This window comes from Cohnella phaseoli, assembly GCF_003386235.1.
Classification (GTDB): Bacteria; Bacillota; Bacilli; order Paenibacillales; family Paenibacillaceae; genus Cohnella; species Cohnella phaseoli.
The window spans coordinates 363152-381750 of record NZ_QRDZ01000002.1 but is presented as its reverse complement, the minus strand read 5'-3'; the positions used below and the strand labels follow the sequence as shown (position 1 = coordinate 381750).

The 18599-nt window shown below is 54.2% G+C and carries 15 protein-coding genes; 9 read left to right on the top strand and 6 right to left on the bottom strand.

The features are described 5' to 3' along the window. Positions 1-87 precede the first annotated feature (87 nt). Together DFP98_RS03815 and DFP98_RS03810 are read left to right on the top strand one after the other, a co-directional pair. Entirely contained in the window at positions 88-1254 is a 1167-nt protein-coding gene (locus tag DFP98_RS03815) for an exonuclease SbcCD subunit D (protein ID WP_116059224.1), read from the top strand. After that, positions 1251-4343 carry an AAA family ATPase gene (locus DFP98_RS03810; RefSeq protein WP_116059223.1) on the top strand — a complete coding sequence of 1031 codons (3093 nt, stop codon included), beginning with the start codon at positions 1251-1253 and terminating at the stop codon, positions 4341-4343. Before DFP98_RS03815 ends, DFP98_RS03810 begins: the two co-directional genes overlap by 4 nt. A 100-nt stretch (positions 4344-4443) precedes the next feature. On the opposite strand, the gene DFP98_RS40180 is transcribed toward DFP98_RS03810, so the two are convergent. Beyond that, positions 4444-5112, bottom strand: coding sequence for a transposase (locus DFP98_RS40180; protein WP_181917469.1), 669 nt, complete (start codon positions 5110-5112; stop codon positions 4444-4446). A 742-nt stretch (positions 5113-5854) separates the two neighbouring features. Beyond that, complete coding sequence (locus DFP98_RS03795) at positions 5855-6307, bottom strand: hypothetical protein (RefSeq protein WP_116059220.1); 453 nt, start codon at positions 6305-6307, stop codon at positions 5855-5857. A gap of 70 nt (positions 6308-6377) precedes the next feature. Between DFP98_RS03795 and DFP98_RS03790 the strand changes: the two genes are divergently transcribed. The 5 genes from DFP98_RS03790 (at position 6378) to nrdF (ending at position 12303) form a co-directional block, all read left to right on the top strand. Next, complete coding sequence (locus tag DFP98_RS03790; protein WP_116059219.1) at positions 6378-6752, top strand: DUF423 domain-containing protein; 375 nt, start codon at positions 6378-6380, stop codon at positions 6750-6752. 91 nt (positions 6753-6843) lie between these two features. Beyond that, positions 6844-8661: a putative bifunctional diguanylate cyclase/phosphodiesterase gene (locus tag DFP98_RS03785; protein ID WP_246016402.1), complete on the top strand. Its 1818-nt coding sequence runs from the start codon at positions 6844-6846 to the stop codon at positions 8659-8661. A gap of 192 nt (positions 8662-8853) precedes the next feature. Continuing rightward, complete coding sequence (gene nrdI / locus DFP98_RS03780) at positions 8854-9213, top strand: class Ib ribonucleoside-diphosphate reductase assembly flavoprotein NrdI (RefSeq protein WP_116059217.1); 360 nt, start codon at positions 8854-8856, stop codon at positions 9211-9213. Then, entirely contained in the window at positions 9200-11284 is a 2085-nt protein-coding gene (nrdE, locus tag DFP98_RS03775; RefSeq protein ID WP_116059216.1) for a class 1b ribonucleoside-diphosphate reductase subunit alpha, read from the top strand. Before nrdI ends, nrdE begins: the two co-directional genes overlap by 14 nt. Positions 11285-11331: 47 nt before the next feature. Next, entirely contained in the window at positions 11332-12303 is a 972-nt protein-coding gene (gene nrdF / locus DFP98_RS03770; protein WP_116059215.1) for a class 1b ribonucleoside-diphosphate reductase subunit beta, read from the top strand. A gap of 66 nt (positions 12304-12369) precedes the next feature. Here nrdF and DFP98_RS03765 read toward each other — a convergent pair whose 3' ends face one another. Next, a complete protein-coding gene (locus DFP98_RS03765) occupies positions 12370-12807 on the bottom strand; it encodes a hypothetical protein (protein ID WP_116059214.1) in 438 nt (145 codons plus the stop codon). Between the two features lie 183 nt (positions 12808-12990). On the opposite strand from DFP98_RS03765, the gene DFP98_RS03760 reads away from it, so the two are divergent. Continuing rightward, positions 12991-13305, top strand: coding sequence for a YunC family protein (locus DFP98_RS03760; RefSeq protein ID WP_116059213.1), 315 nt, complete (start codon positions 12991-12993; stop codon positions 13303-13305). A gap of 16 nt (positions 13306-13321) precedes the next feature. Here DFP98_RS03760 and mtnA read toward each other — a convergent pair whose 3' ends face one another. From mtnA to DFP98_RS03745, 3 genes are all read right to left on the bottom strand, one after another. Next, the gene (gene mtnA / locus DFP98_RS03755) at positions 13322-14392 is read right to left on the bottom strand and encodes an S-methyl-5-thioribose-1-phosphate isomerase (protein ID WP_116059212.1); all 1071 of its coding nucleotides are present in this window, start codon (positions 14390-14392) and stop codon (positions 13322-13324) included. Positions 14393-14441: 49 nt separating this feature from the next. Then, a complete protein-coding gene (mtnK, locus tag DFP98_RS03750; protein ID WP_116059211.1) occupies positions 14442-15650 on the bottom strand; it encodes an S-methyl-5-thioribose kinase in 1209 nt (402 codons plus the stop codon). 64 nt (positions 15651-15714) lie between these two features. Further along, complete coding sequence (locus DFP98_RS03745; RefSeq protein WP_281275123.1) at positions 15715-17118, bottom strand: LacI family DNA-binding transcriptional regulator; 1404 nt, start codon at positions 17116-17118, stop codon at positions 15715-15717. Positions 17119-17244: 126 nt separating this feature from the next. Here DFP98_RS03745 and DFP98_RS03740 point away from each other — a divergent pair, with 126 nt between their 5' ends. Next, positions 17245-18582: a sugar ABC transporter substrate-binding protein gene (locus tag DFP98_RS03740; protein ID WP_116059209.1), complete on the top strand. Its 1338-nt coding sequence runs from the start codon at positions 17245-17247 to the stop codon at positions 18580-18582. Positions 18583-18599 lie beyond the last annotated feature (17 nt).

Sequence of the window (18599 nt, the reverse complement as noted above, 5' to 3'; positions counted from 1 at the left end):
ACTGCAATTGGGTCGGCGATAGATTACAATAATAGTAGCTGGCGCGACTTGTCGCGACAAAGAGGGAAATGGGAGGGATTGTGCCCCATGAAGTTCATACATACTGCCGACTGGCATTTGGGCAAGCTGGTTCAGGGCGTCTATATGACGGACGATCAACGTTACGTGCTGGAGCAATTAGTAGAAACGATAGAAAAGGAGCGCCCGGATGCGGTCGTCGTTGCCGGAGATTTGTACGATCGGGCCATTCCGCCGACCGAAGCCGTCGAACTGCTGGACGAGTTGTTCGAACGCATTGTCATCGGACTTAACATGCCGTTGCTGGCCATCGCGGGCAACCATGACAGTCCGGACAGGTTGTCGTTCGGGACGGCCATTATGGAGGCGAGAGGGCTGCATCTGATCGGCCAACTCAAAGCCGAGCATAAGCCGGTCTTGCTGAGAGACGGCGACGGAGAGGTTTATTTTCACCTTGTACCCTACGCCGATCCCGCTCAAGTTCGTTACATACTCGAAGATGAAAATATTCGCACTCACGACGACGCGATGAAAGCGATCGTCGACCGAATTGAAGCGGGAATGGACCGCCAAGCTCGCCACGTGTTTGTCGGACATGCGTTCGTGACGCCGGGGGCTAGGCCGGAGGAAAATACGAGCCAGTCCGAGCGCCCGCTGGCGATCGGGGGGGCAGAGCATGTGCACGCCGAATATTTTGGAGGCTTCCACTACACGGCGCTCGGCCATCTGCACCAGGCGCATCATGTGGCGGACGAACGGATTCGCTACGCCGGCTCTCCTTTGAAATATTCAATCTCCGAGGAGAATCATCGCAAAGGCTTCTTCATCGTTGAACTGGACGGAGCAGGGAACGTATCGGTGGAGAAAAGGGAGCTGAAGCCCCGCCGCGACATGCGTCGTATCGCCGCGCCGATCGAGGAGCTGGAGCGGCATCCGGTATGCGACGATTATGTGTTCGTGACGCTACTGAACGACAATCCGGTGCTATTCCCGATGGAGAAGGTTCGCGCCGTATATCCGAATGCGCTGCACGTGGAACGCAAGGTGACGGTTTCTCCGCTTGCGGAGGGCGCGGATGCGGCGGCTGGCAGATCGGCAAGACGCGAGGCCGATCCGGTGGCGCTGTTCGCGGCGTTTTATCAGGAGGTGAAAGGCGTGCCGCTGTCGCCCGACAAGCAGGAATTGTTCGCGGACACGTACGCGGCCGTCTTGCGCGAGGAAGGAGGAGCGGGATGAAGCCGATTCGAATCAGCATGACCGCTTTCGGCCCTTATCGGGATATAGAGACGATCGATTTCGAGGCGCTTGAGGACCGGCGGTTGTTCGTCATCTCCGGCAATACCGGCGCGGGTAAGACAACCATCTTCGATGCGATCTGTTTTGCGCTGTACGGCAGCGCCAGCGGCGAGGATCGCGCGGAGCCGAGGATGCTGCGAAGCCATTTCGCAGATGACGATATACATACGTCGGTGGATTATCATTTTGCGGTCGGTGCGCGAACCTATCGCGTATTCCGGCAAATGCCTCATCGTCGAGGCGCAAACAAGAGCGAGACGGGCGGCAAAGCGGAGCTATACGAGACGACCGGCGGCGAGGAGGTTCCATGCATCGATCGCTTCACCGTCTCGGATGTGAACGTTAAACTCGAATCGCTGCTCGGATTAACCCGGGAGCAATTTGGACAGATCGTGATGCTGCCGCAAGGGGAATTTCGTAAGCTGCTCACCTCCGATACGGAAAATAAGGAGGAAATTTTGCGGCGCATTTTCCGGACTGGGCTGTATCATAAGGTCGAAGATCGTTTTCAGCGGCAAAATCGCGAGCTCCAGGAGGCGCTTAAGCAGGCCAAGACGCAGCAGGACGTGTACGCCAAGCAGGCGCAGCAGTCGCTTCCGCAAAGGGAAGGGAGCGCGCTTGCGGCAACGCTTCTGCAGGAGTATAGCAGCATGGCGCAAGTGTCGGACGGATTAACACAGGAAATCGCCTATTACGGAGCGCTTGCCAAGGAGATCGGCCGCGGCAAGGCCGATCTGGAAGGGCAGCTTCAGCAGAGCGAGCAGATTTTGCGAGAGGCGCTTACGCTGGAGGCGAGGTTTGCTCAGTTAGCGGAGAAACGCCAACAGCTTCAGCATTTGGAGGCTCGCAAAGCCGAAGCGGACGAAAGCGAGCGACGGCTGACGCTGGCCGAGAAGGCCGCGCGCCTGCTGCCTTACGAGGAGCAGTCGCTCGCAGCAGCTCGGCAGGCCGAGCAGAAGCGCGAGACGCTCGAGCGCAAGCAGCGCGATCTGGCGGAAGTAGAGCGGGCGCATGCCGATGCCGAGCTGAGCTACCGGCGGGAGGAAGCCCGGAGCGAGGAACGCAAAGAGGCTGAGCGAGAGCTGACGCGTTTGGTGGAACTGAAGCCTCTCGTACAGACGCTCGACGAGCGTCGGCTTGAGGTCGAGCGTCTGACGGCGCAGGAGAAGGCAGTAAACGAGCGGCGAACGACGGCTGAGCGACAGCTTGAATCGCAGCGCGAAGAGCGCCGAGTTTCCGCCGACCACTTAAAGCTTGCGGAGACGGAAGCGGCCCAGCTGCCGGAAATGGCGGAACGTTACGAGCGGTTAAGAAGCAAGTACAAGCTGCTTAAAGAGCTGGACGAGTTGGATAGGCGATTGGAGAGTTGGACCAAGCACGAGGGGGAATTGCAGAGCGCGGCGGCAGAGCTTAAAAAGGAGCATGATCGGGCCGAGACGCTGTGGCTAGAGGGACAGGCGGGTCTGTTGGCCGAGCATTTGCACGACGGCAAGCCTTGTCCCGTCTGTGGAAGCGAGTCGCACCCGGCCAAAGCCGTTCCTGCTTCCAGCATCCCCACGCGCGAGCAGTTGCAGCAAGTGAAGGAGAAGCTTCGCGCTGTTGAACGAGAGCTTGGCGATGCTCAAGCACAGGCGGCGGCTGCGAGCGCAGGCCGATCCGGCCGAGCGGAGCTGATTGCCGAATACGAAATTACCGACGAGCCGCTGAGCGAGCAGTTGATCCGTGCCGAAGCCGAAGGCAAGAAGGTGCGTCAGGAGACCGATCGCCTCAAGCAGCAGGCTGAAGCGGTTCGTAGCCGTCGGCTTGAAGTTGAGAAGTTGGATGTACAGCTTGAGCGGCTGCAAACCGAGCGCGAGCAATTGCTGACCGAACAGCACCGCCTGTCGATGGAGCGGAGCGCCAAGCAGTCTGTACTGGAGAATGAGTTGGGACGAGTGCCGGAGTCATTGCGTTCGCCGGACAAGCTCGAGATTCGTAATCGAGAACAATCCGCTCTTGTCGAGCGGCTAAATGCTTTATGGGCGGAAGCGCAGCGCAGGCTGCAGAGCACTCAAAACCAACTGGTGGAAGAGAAAGCAAACTTCGTTCAGCTGTCCAATCAGCGACAGGAGTCAGAGCTTCATCGGAAACAGGCTGAGGAGCGCTTGGCCGAAGAGCTGGAGAAAGCGGGCTTCGGAACGGTTGAAAGCTACCGCGCGGCCAAGATGGCCGAAGCGGACCGCGAGCGTCTCTCTGCTCTGATCGAGCAATTCAAGCTGCAAATGACGACCGTAACGCGGCATATTGCCGAACTGGAACATGAGTTAAGCGATAAGATTCGTCCGGACACGGCGGCTCTGCAAGCGGCGATGGAAGAATTAAAGGCGCGATTGGAGCAGATCGTAGCCGAATTGCACGCCGTTGGCGGACATGAACGAGAAGCCCGACGGCTGCTCGCCGCGATTGCCGAAGCTGAGGCGCAATTCCGCGACCTCGAACAGCGGCAGCAGCAGGTGGCGGATATCTATCAGATGCTCAAAGGCGACAACTCGCAGAAAATTTCATTCGAGCGCTACATATTGATTGAGTTCCTTGAACAAATTTTGCACGCGGCCAACGTTAGATTAACCGACTTGTCCAACGGCCAATTCAGATTGGAACGAAGTGATCGGCTAGAATCGCGCGGCAAACAAAGCGGACTCGGACTCGATGTTTTCGACGCCTATACCGGGCAGAACCGCGACGTCAAATCGCTGTCAGGAGGCGAAAAGTTCAACGCCTCGCTCTGTCTCGCCCTCGGAATGACCGACGTCATCCAAGCTTATCAAGGCGGAGTCTCGATTGAGATGATGTTCATTGACGAAGGCTTCGGTTCGCTGGACGAGGACTCTCTAAACAAGGCCATTGCCGCGCTTGTCGATCTTCAGCGAGCTGGACGCATGATCGGCGTCATCTCGCACGTTCAGGAATTGAAGACCGCGTTCCCGGCCGTTCTGGAAGTCAGCAAAACCAAAGAAGGACACAGCCGAACGAAGTTTATTGTCAAGTAGCTTGCGACAGAATCAGATCATCGGACAGAATTTGCCATCAAGGAAACTTGGGGCAGAATCGGATCTGACGGAGTTTGCCATCAATCAATTTGCGGCAAATTCAAGCTGACAAAGGCTCCGGTGAGAGGGGCTTTCGTCTGGGCTCGCGAAATCCTCCATACTCGTTCAGAGTGTAGATAGTCGTACAGGTGTTTATGATCAGCTTCATAAGCGCCTGGGAAGGATTATGGACGTTGTTGCTGCGGAAGCGATATTCGCAATAGTAGTACGGCCGTCTCCATTTAGGCACTCGGCCGTAATGCTTGCGTACGAAAGTGCGAGCCCTTCTGAACATCAATAGCATGGCTCGTCTGACGATCGGCTGTTGGGCCGATCGTTTTTGGCGATCCCAGAAATCGAATAGCGGTCCGGACTCAATATTGTACATAGCGTATCTAATTTTGTTAAGCAGCCGTCTTGCAGTGCGGTATTGGAGCTTTAACGTATTGCCGAGCCTACGCGCCGAACACCGGCGTCCGGATGCGACCCAATACAACGCAACCATCCAATAACGAAGGGGTAGCTTGGTGCGGTGCATTAAAGTGTTGGAGGTGAGGGAGGTTTGCGTCTTGCAATTGATGCATTCGTACACGTTTCTCGTCTTGATCACGCTATATCGCATTTCGCCGCACTTCGTACAGATGAAACCGCGTGGCCAGCGGATGGAGAACAAGTAGTTGCGGCAAGTCTGCTCATCAGGAAAACAAGCCAAAAACTTACGAATAGACATCAAGTCAAACCCCTCCTTCATCCATCTGGACGAACGTTTGTTCCTATTTTCATTTTACCAAACATACGTTCTGTTGTCGATGATTAATTTTAAAATTTTGCCTCTATTTTTGGATTTTTGTGGAACTCCGTTGCGATGTTGTATGTCCATTTTAACCTCCCTGAGTTAATGGCAAAGGGGGCTCGACTGTGTGTGCAGAGTCACTGGCAAGAAACCATGGACGGCTGGCTTAGAACAATATATTACTCAGGTTGGCCTAAAACGAGAAACTTCATCGAAACTCGGGAGATTGTCGGTAATTGTGAGGTCGAGGATGTAGAGTATGTCGAGTATGTAACTGCACATTACTCAGGTTGGGTCAAAATGAGACACATCATCGAAACTTGGGAGAGCGCCGGTAGTAGAAAGGTCGAGGAAAGTAGAAAATGTAGCTGCACATGACTCAGGTAGGAGCAAAATGAGATACATCATCGAAACACGGGAGAGCGTCGGTAAGTCGAGAGGTAGAGGGAAATAGAAAATGTAGCTGCACATGACTCAGGTTGGGCCAAAATGAGATACATCATCGAAACTCGGAAGAGCGTCGGTAGTTGAGAGGTCGAGGAAAATAGAAAATGTAGCTGCACATTGCTCAGGAAGAGGGCCAAAATGAGATACAGATGCGTTGCAGGAAGTGTCGCAGAGGAAGGGAGAGAGAAACAGGCATTCTCAAGATGAGAATGCCTGTGCGGAGCGGGAGAGCTTATGCGCCGGCGCCAGCGAGGCCGGCAAGGAGAAGCAGCGCGAGAAAAAGGAGCGGCAAACCGTTGAAGATAGTGCCGAGAATTGCGAACACTTTCTTGTAGCCGGGGCGCGTTAGGGCGACGATGCCCAGGATGAGCCCCACGATGGAGAGAAGGATCAGCAGCGGATAGAGGATCATGTAACCGATATACGGTTGGATTTTGTCCACGATCTCTTCGTCGCTCATCAGTCGATTGCCGTATTCGTCCACAATCTGCGTAATGTCGATAGCTTGAAACAACAAGCTAATGATGACGATTGTCAGGACGATGAAGGACAAGAAGCCGACAATCGACAACACGAAGGATGCGATCCCTAGTCCGCTATGCTTGAGCGGAGCGACGTGACCCGGAGCTGGAGAAAAGGGGCCGCGGTTCGCAAATTGTTCATCTTTTTCGAACGGTTCGTTCATGACTTTCCACCTCATTCACGATATGATAGTTGTTGGAGTGCTGTCCAAAATCTAAGGAGGATAACCTCACATGAATAAGTATACAAAAATTGGGGCCCTTGCGGCTATGTTTTCTGTTGTTCTCGGTGCATTTGGTGCGCATATGTTGGAGGATAGGCTGACGGCAGACGCGCTTGACGTATACGACACCGCGGTCCAGTACCATATGTTCCACTCCGTCGGCATTTTGCTAATCGCTTTGCTGATCGATCGCCTTCCTGCGCCCAAGATGGCAATTTGGGCGGCCAGATTGCTTCTCGTCGGTATCGTGTTGTTTTCAGGCAGCTTGTACGTTCTTGCTCTCAGCGGGCTCAAAGTGCTTGGCGCGATTACGCCACTCGGAGGCGTCGCGTTTATCGCGGGCTGGATTTGTCTGGCTTTGGCTTCCCGAAAGAGCAAGCAGTAGGAAAACAAAGGATACACATCTCTATTAATTGGTCTATAATAGATATGTTATTCATGAGTATTTGCCCATGGCGGAGGAAGGATGTAGCCTCGTGAACGGATGGTCCGACGAAGGACTTTGGCTGGCGGGTATCGCCGGCGTCGCAGCACTGACCGCAAGCGCCGCTTCATTAGGCTGGATATTTTCGCGCAAACGTTATCGGGCCAGGCAATCTGGCCCTGCTTACCAATGGGAATTGTTGAACTCGCTTTATAATCACAGCCCGATCGCTTTTGCAGTCATAGATCGGCAGGGGCGATTTCTGGACATTAACCGAGATCCGTCCGATATGGTCGGATACGGCAAAGAAGAGCTCAACGGCATTTCGTTCGAGACGCTGCTGGCGGAAGAGTCCCGAGAGCAGACCAAGCTTATTTTTCAACGGACGCTTCAAGGGGAAACTTGCACGAGGGAAATCAAGGTCATACATAAGCAGGGACACGCAATCGATCTCAACATCCATACTTCGCCGTTGATCAGGAGAAAAAGGCCGATCGGCCTTCTCGTATTCATTGAAGATATCAGCGACCGAAAGCGCTCTCTTGAGCGTATACGCTACATGGCCTATTACGACGATATGACGGGACTGCCGAACAGACAGTTTTTTATGAACAGGCTCGAAGAGAGGCTGCAAACCGCCAAGGAGGGCGGAAGACCTCTGGCCGTCTGTTATATTGACGTTGACCATTTCAAGCTGATCAATGCGTCGTTCGGCCGGGATTTCGGCGACATGCTGCTGTTGCAAATCGCCGAACGGCTCAGTCGTAGCTTATCCGTGCCCGGAGACTTGGCTCGCATGGAGGGAGACGAGTTCGCGGCTTGCCTGGATACGCTGGAAAGCGCGGACGAAATATCCGGACGTCTCGACGGTCTAATATCCGTTATGAAGGAGCCGTTCGAATTGAGCGGCGTTCCGGTTCACGTAACGGTAAGCATCGGCGTTGCGGTCAGCGCGGACGGGACCGGTGACGCCGCCACGATGCTTAAACGGGCGGATACCGCTCTGCACCGCGTGAAGGTTAACGGTAAGAACGACTATATGCTGCATTCCTGCGACATGGATCATATTGCGCTGGAGAAGCTGACGATTCAGCACGAAATGCGCAGGGCGCTGAGAAACAAGGAATTTATTTTGCACTACCAGCCCCAATACGCCCTGGCTTCCGGTCAAATCGTCGGCATGGAGGCGCTGGTGAGATGGCGGCATCCCGAACGCGGGCTTGTTCCTCCTGGCGAATTTATTCCTGCGGCGGAGGAAAGCGGACTGATCGTGCAGCTCGGCGAGTGGGTGATCGAGGAGGCCTGCAGACAGAATAAGGAGTGGCAGAATGAAGGTTTGCTCAACATACCGGTATCTGTCAATCTATCTCTTCGACAATTTACGCAGCGAAAGCTGACAAGCAAAATTTCCGAAATTTTGCGCAAAACCGGGCTGCATCCTCGTTATCTGGAGCTTGAAATTACGGAAAGTATGACGATGGATGTCGAGCGCGCGTCGCAATATTTGAAAGAGCTGACCGAATTGGGAGTCAGTATTAGCATTGACGATTTCGGAACGGGATACAGTTCGTTTCATTATTTAAAAAATTTGCCGATCGCGCGTCTGAAAATCGACCGATCCTTCGTTAGGGACATTGAGCAGAGATCGAGCGATGCCGCGATCGTTGCCGCCATTATATCGATGGCGCACAGCTTGCAGATGCAGGTCGTTGCCGAAGGGGTCGAGACGAAGGATCAAGCTCATTTTCTTCGTTCGTATCGCTGCGACGAAATGCAGGGTTACTATGGCAGTCCCCCCCTGCCGAGCACGGCGCTTAAAGAATTGTTGTCGGAGAAATTTAACCGTCCCGCACTGCCCAATTATCACTAGACCTCCATCCCATAAACAGAGCGGAAAAGAAGCGCTTCGGCGCTTTTTTTCTTTATTTTCGGGTGTGAAAAATAGGATCCCTGGATTTGTCAATAGGTCAACTTTCACCTTGACACACACAATATATTGATATAAATTGAATCTTGTCGCTATACATATTGTGTCGAGTTCACGGGAAGGAGAATGGATGGCATGCTGATCGCCTATGATTCGAGGACGGGTAACGTACGGAGGTTCGTAGAGAAATTAAAGCTTCCTTCGGTTCAAATCGAGGAATCTATGGCTCTCGATCAGCCCTTCGTTCTCATTACATACACGACCGGTTTCGGGCAAGTTCCGGAGAAGGTCGTCGCATTTTTGAAGAAAAACCATCAGAAGCTGCGCGGGGTATCCGCAAGCGGCAATCGTAACTGGGGAACCGGATTCGCGCTGAGCGCCGATCGCATCTCCGAGATGTACGGAGTGCCTGTTGTCAGCAAGTTCGAGCTGTCCGGGACTTCCAAAGACGTGGAAAGATTTGAAGAGGGGGTGCAAGCAGTTGCGTCATATTGAACTGAACAACTTGCTGATGCAAAGGGATACGGAAGGCTTCTTCCAACTGGATAAGGACCGAGAAGCCGTCTCGGAATTTATGGAGGATGTCTATCGCAAAAGCTTGAAGTTCGCCTCCCACCTCGAGAAAGTCCGCTACATGCTGGATAATAACTACTACGCAGATGTGTATAAGCTTTATACGGAAGAGGAAGTTAAACAAATCTACGAACTAACCCACGAGTATCGCTTTCAATTCAGATCCTATATGGCCGCCTCCAAGTTTTATACCGACTATGCCGTCAAGACGGACGACAAAACGCTATATCTTGAGCATTTCCCCGACCGGGTCTCAATTGTGGCGCTGCATTTGGCCAGAGGGGATTTCAACGTTGCTCGTTCTCTGGCGGCTTCGATGATGGAGCGGCGGCTGCAGCCGGCGACGCCGACGTTCCTGAACGCGGGCAAGAGCCGGCGCGGAGAGATGGTATCCTGCTTCTTGCTGGAAATGGACGATTCACTCAATTCGATCAATTATGTGATCGGCACATGCATGCAGCTCTCCAAAATCGGCGGAGGCGTAGCGGTGAACCTGTCGAAGATTCGCGGGCGCGGCGAGGCAATCAAAGGCGTCGAAGGCGCCGCCAAGGGCATTATGCCCGTGCTGAAGCTGATGGAGGACGCGTTCTCGTACGCCGACCAGATGGGACAGCGCAAAGGGTCGGGCGCAGGCTATTACAATATTTTCGGCTGGGACGTCATCGAGTTCCTCGACAGCAAGAAGATTAACGCGGACGAGAAAACTCGTCTGAAGACGTTGTCGATCGGTCTGATCGTGCCGGACAAGTTCTATCAGCTTGCCGAGCGTAACGAACCGCTGCACGTATTCGCGCCGTATACGGTGTTTAAGCACTACGGCAAACATCTGGACGACATGGATATGGACGAAATGTACGATGCGCTGCTTGCCGACGACCGGGTGAAGAAAAAAGCGGTCATGAGCGCGCGCGACATGCTCGTCAAAATCGCCACGACGCAGCTCGAGTCCGGTTATCCTTACATGATGAACAAGTCCAACGCCAATCGCGCTCATGCTCTTAAAGATATCGGCGACATTAAGATGTCGAATCTGTGCACGGAGATTTTCCAGCTACAGGAGACTTCGGAGATCGGCGATTATTTCGAGCCGGACACGATTCGTAGAGACATTAGCTGCAACCTGGCTTCGCTGAATATCGCCAATGTAATGGACACGCGCAAAATCAAAGAATCCGTGCATGAAGGCATTATCGGTCTAACGGCGGTAAGCGACATGACGACGGTCGCCAACGCCCCGGGCGTCGCCAAAGCCAACGCCGAGCTGCACTCCGTCGGATTGGGCGCCATGAACCTGCACGGCTACCTGGCTAAGAATAAAATCGCTTACGAAAGCAAGGAAGCCCGCGACTTCGTCCGCACGTTCTTCATGATGATGAACTTCCATTCCATCGAGAAGAGCATGGAGATTGCAAAAAGCACGGGCGTTACTTTCCATGGCTTCGAGCGTTCCGAATATGCGAAAGGCACTTATTTCGATCGTTATTTGACGACCGACTACCGTCCGACGACGGAGCGGGTGAAGCAGCTGTTTGCGGGCATCGACATTCCGTCGCCTGCGGATTGGGCGGGCCTGAAGATCGACGTGGCCGAGCACGGGCTGTACCATGCATACAGGCTGGCGATCGCGCCGACGCAGAGCATCTCGTACATCCAGAACGCGACTTCGAGCGTGATGCCGATCGTCGAACCGATCGAAACGCGCACCTACGCCAACTCGACGACGTATTACCCGATGCCGTTCCTGAGCAAAGACAATATTTTCTTCTATAAATCGGCTTATCAAATGGACCAATTCAAAGTGATCGACATGATCGCGGAAATTCAGCCCCATGTGGATCAAGGCATCTCTGCCGTTCTGCACGTCAACAGCGACGTGACGACTCGTCAGCTGTCCAGATATTACGTCTATGCGGCCAAGAAGGGCCTTAAATCGCTCTATTATACGCGTACGAACCGTCTGTCCGTAGAAGAGTGCGTAACCTGCTCGGTGTAAGTGAGCGGCAAGGCAACGAGCGATAGAAACGAGGAGGACGAACGCCGATGTGCGCCTTAAAAGCCGTGAACTGGAACCGGCCTGACGACGATTTTACGATTACGTTCTGGAATCAGAACATTATGCAGTTCTGGACGGATGAGGAAATTCCGCTCTCGGACGATAAAATGGATTGGATGAACTTAAGCCCGCAAGAGCGAGATCTGTACATGAAGGTGCTGGGCGGTTTGACGCTGCTCGACACAGTGCAGGGCGGCGTCGGGATGCCTCGCATTCTGGAGCATGTCGACGGGTTGCAGCGCAAAGCCGTACTCGGCTTCATGGCGATGATGGAACAGATTCACGCCAAATCCTACAGCAGCATCTTCACGACGCTGGCGTCCACTGAAGAGATTGACGGCGTTTTTCGCTGGGTAGAAGCAAATCCGTATTTGCAGACGAAGGCCGATACGATTGTGCAATACTACAATAACATCGATTCTCAGCGCAGCCTGTTTCTGGCGATGGCCGCTTCCGTGCTGCTGGAAAGCTATTTGTTTTACAGTGGATTTTTCTATCCGTTGTACTTGGCCGGGCAAGGGAAAATGACGAGCAGCGGCGAGGTCATCGACCTTATTTTACGCGACGAGAGCATCCACGGGCTGTACGTCGGCGTGTTGGCGCAGGAAGTGTACGCCAAGCTCGACGAGAGCGAGCAGAAGGAAGTTTACGAGGTGTTGTACGGACTTCTCATGCACCTGCATCAGAATGAAGAGAACTACACCGATCAGCTCTACTCGGCAATCGGGCTCGCCGGAGAGGTTAAGAAGTTTGTGCGCTATAACGCCAACAAAGCGTTCATGAACATGGGCTTCGCCCCGGTCTTCCCGGAGGAGGACGTTAATCCGATCGTATTCAACGGCATCAGCACGAAGACGAAGCAGCATGACTTTTTCTCGAAAAAGGGCAATGGCTACGTTCGGACAATTCATGTGGAAGCGATGACGGACGACGATTTCGTGTTCGATTTCGATAAATAAGCAACGGTGCATACAAAAACTCGCACAAGGGGAAAACCTCTGTGCGAGTTTTATTTTGTGAGCCTTTTATTCTACGAAGTCGTCGATTTCGTTTAATCCCACCGTGTACACTTGCTTCTCGTCCACATGATACGCGGTGATGAGCCGCTTGTCGGAGTCATAGTTGAGGATACGGCAAGGGATGCTCAGCTTCACTCCAAGACCCTTGTTAATGTTCAGCCGAATCAGCTTGCCGCTTTCGATGAAGAAGCGGATGCGCAGCTCCAGCGGGTTCGGGTCGGGAGAGTGGACGGGGGCCTTTTTCGCCGGTGGAGGCGGAGAAGGCCGCGCTTTCGCGCTGGAGGCAGACGCCGAATGGTCCGTCACAAGCCGATAGTGGTCCAGGTCAGAGCTTTTTAATTGTAAAAGCAGTTGTTTCAAAGCCTCCGCCCTGTTCGGAGAAGAGACCTTGAACTCCACGAGAAATTTATGGGAGTCATCGATATTCGTAGAATTGTCAGTCATGAAGATGCCTCCGTCGCCATGCGTAGTTCATTAAAACCATGTCCTAACTCCCAATATACCACGAGAAGGGCGCCTAATATAGGGGTGAGGGTTCAAATGCCCTGAAAAAAATTTATATATGCGCATATGTTATCGTAAACGATCTCTTATAGCCGAACACCTATGAAAGGGGATGCAATAGGCATGGTCAACGTGATGCCGCTGCAAATCGGGGATTGGACCGCGATTGGCGTCGAGGTGCTGCTGCCGAAAACGACTCTTCTGGCGGTTACCGCAGGTCAAGGGTACATTATGTGCGGTGCGCTGGACGTCCAACTGCTCAATGAGAGGTTGAAGGATCGCGCAATTATCGCGGGCCGAGCCGTCGGGGTGAAGACGATCGAGCAGCTGCTTGACGCACCGCTCGAATCGGTGACCGACGCCGCGCAGGCGCTCGGAATTACTGTCGGCATGCGCGGGCGGGACGCGGTTAAGCTGATGGCCCAAGCTGCCGTATAACCTCGAAACCAGAGAGTTAGTCGAACAGCTTGCGCAGGTTTTCCTCGTAAGGAGCGGTCACGATGCCCTTCTCGGTCACGATCGCCGTGACCAGCTCGGCGGGCGTGACATCGAAGGCCGGGTTGTACACGGCAATGCCTTCCGGAGCGGTGCGTTTGCCGAAGCCGACCGTGACTTCGTCGGAATGGCGCTCTTCGATCGGAATATCGGCGCCTGTGGGCGTCGATAAGTCGATAGTGGATAGCGGACAAGCGACGTAAAACGGAATGCCGTGCGCCTTGGCGAGCACGGCTACGCTGTAAGTACCAATCTTGTTAGCCACGTCCCCATTGGCGGCGACGCGATCCGTGCCGACGATTACCGCTTGTATCCAGCCTTTAGACATGACGTGTCCGGCCATATTGTCGCAGATCAGCGTGACGTCCACGCCTGCGCGTTGAAGCTCGAACGCGGTTAAACGCGCGCCCTGGAGTACGGGACGGGTTTCGTCCGCGAATACTTTCAGTTGAATTCCCTGTTCTAGGGCGAGGTAGAACGGAGCGAGCGCCGTTCCGTATTTCGCCGTCGCCAAGCCTCCTGCGTTGCAGTGCGTCAGCACGCCCATGCCGTCCTTGAACAGCGTCAGCGCGTGCTCGCCGATCAGCCGATTGGTCGCTTCGTCCTCGGCGTGAATCTGCTTCGCTTCATCCAGCAGCGCTTGCGTGGCCTCCGCGGAGGCCACGCCTTGCTCTGCTAGTGCCCGGGCGCGCGCCTTCATCCGATCCAGCGCCCAGAACAAGTTCACTGCAGTCGGCCGGGATGTCGCCAAATGCTCGGCCTGGCGCTCCGCTTCGGCCGCCCAGTCGGCGGTGCTGCCGATGAAGTCTTGCACGCCCAGCACAACGCCGTAGGCTGCGGCAATGCCGATGGCCGGCGCACCGCGCACCTTCAGCTCGCGGATAGCCTCCCAGACGTCCTGCGTCGTCGTCAGCCGCAGATAAACCGTCTCTTCCGGAAGCAGGCGCTGATCCAGCAGCGACAGCGCATCATTATCCCAGATGAGGGACTGAAGCACCTCAGGTGTGGGTTGTTGCGATTCCTTGGTCATTCTTTCGTTGCTCCTCTCGATTGGTATGCTCTGTGCTGTACGTCGTGCGTTATGCCCGGGAGGCGGAATCGGCGATATGGATGATTTCCTCGATAGAGGTCAATTGACGATTGCGTTTGATCAAGGTTGTGCCGATGGTCAGCGCAAGCCTTTGCGCTTTGGCGCGAACGTCGGCATCCGGAATTTTGTCAATGTCGGCGACATGAGCGAGACCGACGATTCGGCGGACGGCTTTCGCCCCGGCGAATCCGGCGGCGTCCTGAAGCAGCCGAAGCATATAATCGTCCTGATATTCGGCCGTTCGAGCGATGCGATCCGTGCCGTGTTCGTTCCACAGCTCGCGGAATTTCCGTTCGAAACCGTGCCAGATGTCTCCGATCGTATCGGTCAAATACTGCCTGCGCGCCTTGCGGGAAGCTTCGTCCGCAGACCAATGCTCCTGCGACGCATAGTGCAGCAGCAGGTTAGCGAACACAGCGCCGATATCGAAGCCGATCGGCCCGAAGTAGGCGAACTCGGGATCGATGACTTTGGTCGACTGTTCGGTAATAAAGATGCTGCCGGTATGCAAATCGCCGTGCAGCAGCGCTTGCGCTTGGGTCAGAAACTTCTCGCGCAGCCTCGCGACCTCGAAATGCAGCTCTTGATCGGACCAGAGCCGTTCGGCGTCCGCTTGCAGGTGCGAATCGAAGCTGTTCGTGTCCGCATTCGTGTACGGATGGTCGAAAATGAGGTCCTCTGTAATTTTGCACAAGTCGGGATTGACGAAGGAACGGGTCAGCAGCTTCTTCTCCTGCTGGTTCATGCCCAGGTCGGACGTGAAAAACAGCGTTCTGGCGAGGAAGTCCGAGATATGCTCGGCAAACAGCGGGTAGACGCCGCCTTCGATCAGTCCTTGGCGCATAATAACGTGGCTGCTCAGGTCCTCCATGACCGTAAGCGCCATGTCGTTATCGGAATGGTATACTTTCGGCACAAGTCCCGGAGCAAACCGCTCTTCAAGGATAAGCGCTTCACTCTCGATGCGGGCACGGTCCAGCGACAGCGGCCAAGATTCTCCGACAACCTTGGCGTACGGCAGCGCCTGCTTCACGATTAGGCTGGCTCCTGTGGAAGCTTGGCTGATATGGAAGACCAGGTTGAGGTTGCCGTCGCCGATCTCGCGGCAGCTCAGCTCGCCTTCCGGGCCGAATATGCCGGGGACGCTTCGGGCGATCCCGATCGCTTCTTGTTCGGTTAACGGATGATAATTGCTCATGCGATATTCCCTCCATATAGTTATCCGACAGGTTCAGTTGTATTTATAGAGAACAGTCTGCTTTTTAGTATAAATCACTTTCCGCCCGGAGGGAAGATTCGCGCACGACTAGGCGATGCGGGATGATCTGGCGGGTCGTAATTTCAATATCCTTCATGAGATTAAGCACCATTTGGGAGGCGGTGTAGCCGAGCTGATAGGTTCCGACGTCCACGGAGCTGATCGGAGGGATCGTAAGCTCCGACAAGGCGATATTGTTAAAGCTGACGATCGCGACATCTTGCGGCACGCGGATGCCGAGCTCGGACAAGCCCTTAAGCACGCCGAAAGCGACGACGTCGTCGATCACGACCAGCGCGGTCGGAGGCTCCGGCTGCGACATGATCGAAGCCATCGCCCGATAGCCGCTCTCGATGAGAAATTCTCCTTCGACAACCCAGCTTTGCTTAAACGGAAGGCCCGCTTCCGCCAGCGCTTTCGTATAGCCATTCATCCGATCCTGGGTCATGGCCAGCTTTGTCGGCCCGCTGACGAAGCCGATCCGCTTCTGTCCCTGCGCAATCAAGTGCTTCGTCGCATCATAGGCGGCCTGTACGTTATCGTTGTCCACCGACGGCACATCCACGTAATCGAGACTTCTGCCGATGAGTGTAAACGGTATATTTTCCTTGCGCAAAAAATGAATAATCGGATCCGAGGAACGGGAGTACAGCAAAATAAGGCCGTCGATACGGCCTCCTTTGACGAGCCGGGCGACGGTGTCCAGCTCCTCCTGTTCGTTGCTGCCTCCCGCCATCAGCAGATCGTAGCCCGCGCGGGTCAACTGAGCCAGAACTCCGCGGATCAATTCATAGAAGAAAAAGTTGAGAAGCAGCTCTTCGGCCGGCTTCGGAAAGATGACGGCAATCGTCCGGGTCGTTCGGGAGACGAGACTTTTCGCCATCAGGTTCGGATGGTACCCGAGCTCTTCCATAATTTTTTTGACTTTTCGGCTCGTCTCGGCGCTGATTCGGGGATGCTCGGAGATGACTCTGGATACGGTGGACGGCGATACTCCGGCCGCCTTGGCTACGTCTTTGATCGTGACGGTCATGTCATTGGCCTTCCTTTGCGAACAATTTAGTAGAGGTTGTTCAAAAAGCCTCAGGCCTTGTGAACGCGAACTAATAGTTTTATTGTAGCCGATCTGTGCGAAGAGTACATGAGATAAGCGGTTTTTTTTGTGCACCCTATTATGCGCTGTGGCGCAAAGATTGTGCCACAAATTGCACACAATCGCAATTTGGAGAAAATTCAAATAGGGGAGATATCCTGAGTAAACAGCAGTATTATAGGTTTTTTCTTCTGTTTTTGATATGTGCAAACGATTTACAAAATGAGATTTAAGATTATGATATAAAGTAGTTCCATAAGCGCTTTCATTTATTGAACCTGCACAAATATGCTCGGTTACTGGGCTGTTTGTCATTTTTTTGCCCTTTAGTTCAAACGTTTGCACATGGAGAACGGTGGATTTTGCAAGGGAGGGAAAAGCAGGAGCGATAAAGAGGTAAAGCGCGACAATTGAAATCATTGAAAGGGGTACGAAAAACCTATGAAAAAAGTGTATGCAAGCACGCTGCTGACGATGGCGCTTCTGTTGTCCGCTTGCGGGGCGAACAATGGCAATAACGGCGGAAGCGATGCGTCGTCTTCCCCAAGTTCGAGCGCTCCTGCCGCTACGGAAAGCGCAAGCTCCGCTCCGTCCGAGCAGGCCGGAGAAGAGGAGTATGCTCCAGAAGAGGGAGCGAAGCTGGTTGTCTGGTACTCTGCGAGCGAGAAAGCGTTGATCGACGAAGCCGCTAAAGCATTTAAAGAGAAGTACGGCATCGACATCGAATATCAGGACGTAGGCCCGGACAAATCGATCGAAAAAATGATTACAGACGCTCCTGCCGGCGTTGGCGCGGATGTATTTCTCGCCGTGCACGACCGTCTCGGCTCGGCCGTTCAAGCGGGCGTCGTGCTCCCGAACGACCTGCACGAGGAAGAGTCGAAAGCGAACAACTCCGACAAATCCGTCGAAGCTTGGTCGATCGACGGCCAGCTATACGGCTATCCGATGTCGGTAGAGACGACGGCGGTGTTCTATAACAAAGACCTTTTCGCAGATACAAACGGCGAAGCGCCGAAGGATTGGAACGGCGTCATCGAATTCGCGAAAAAGTTCAACGACGCAAAGGCGCAAAAATACGCCTATATGTGGGAAGTCGGCAACGGGTACTGGAGCTGGGGCTTCTTCGGCGGCTACGACGGTTACGTGTTCGGCAAGGACGGCACCGACGCTTCCGACATCGGTCTGAACAGTGCAGGTTCCGTGGAAGCGGCGAAATTTTTCGGCAGCCTGAAGGAACAGATTCTGCCGATTACGGCAGCTGACATTAAAGCGGATATCAAGACAAGTCTGTTCAACGAAGGCAAACTGGCGATGAACGTCAGCGGTCCATGGCAGACGGGCGAGTTCAAGAAATCGGTGGCCAACCTGGGCGTCATGGAATATCCGACGCTGCCGAACGGCAAGCCGATGATGCCGTTCTCCGGAGTTAAAGGCTTCCTGGTCAATGCGTATTCTCAGTATCCGATCGCAGCTAAGCTGTTCGCGGAGCTGGTATCCTCCGAGGAGTTCCAGGCGAAGAACTTTGAGCTGTTCGGCAGTCTGCCGTCCAACAAAAACGTGGCGGCAAGCGACAAAGTCAGCGGCGATCCGTTCGCGAGCGTGTTCCTGAAGCAGTTCGACAATTCCACGCCGATGCCTAAAATCGCCGAGATGAACGCATTCTGGTCGACGCATGAAGCGGCTCTCGCTTCCCTCTGGAACGACAAAGCCGACCCGCAAGCGACAATGGACGATTGGGCCAAGAAAGTGAAGGACGCGATCGCTTCCTCGCAATAACGCCAAAAGCAACGCAA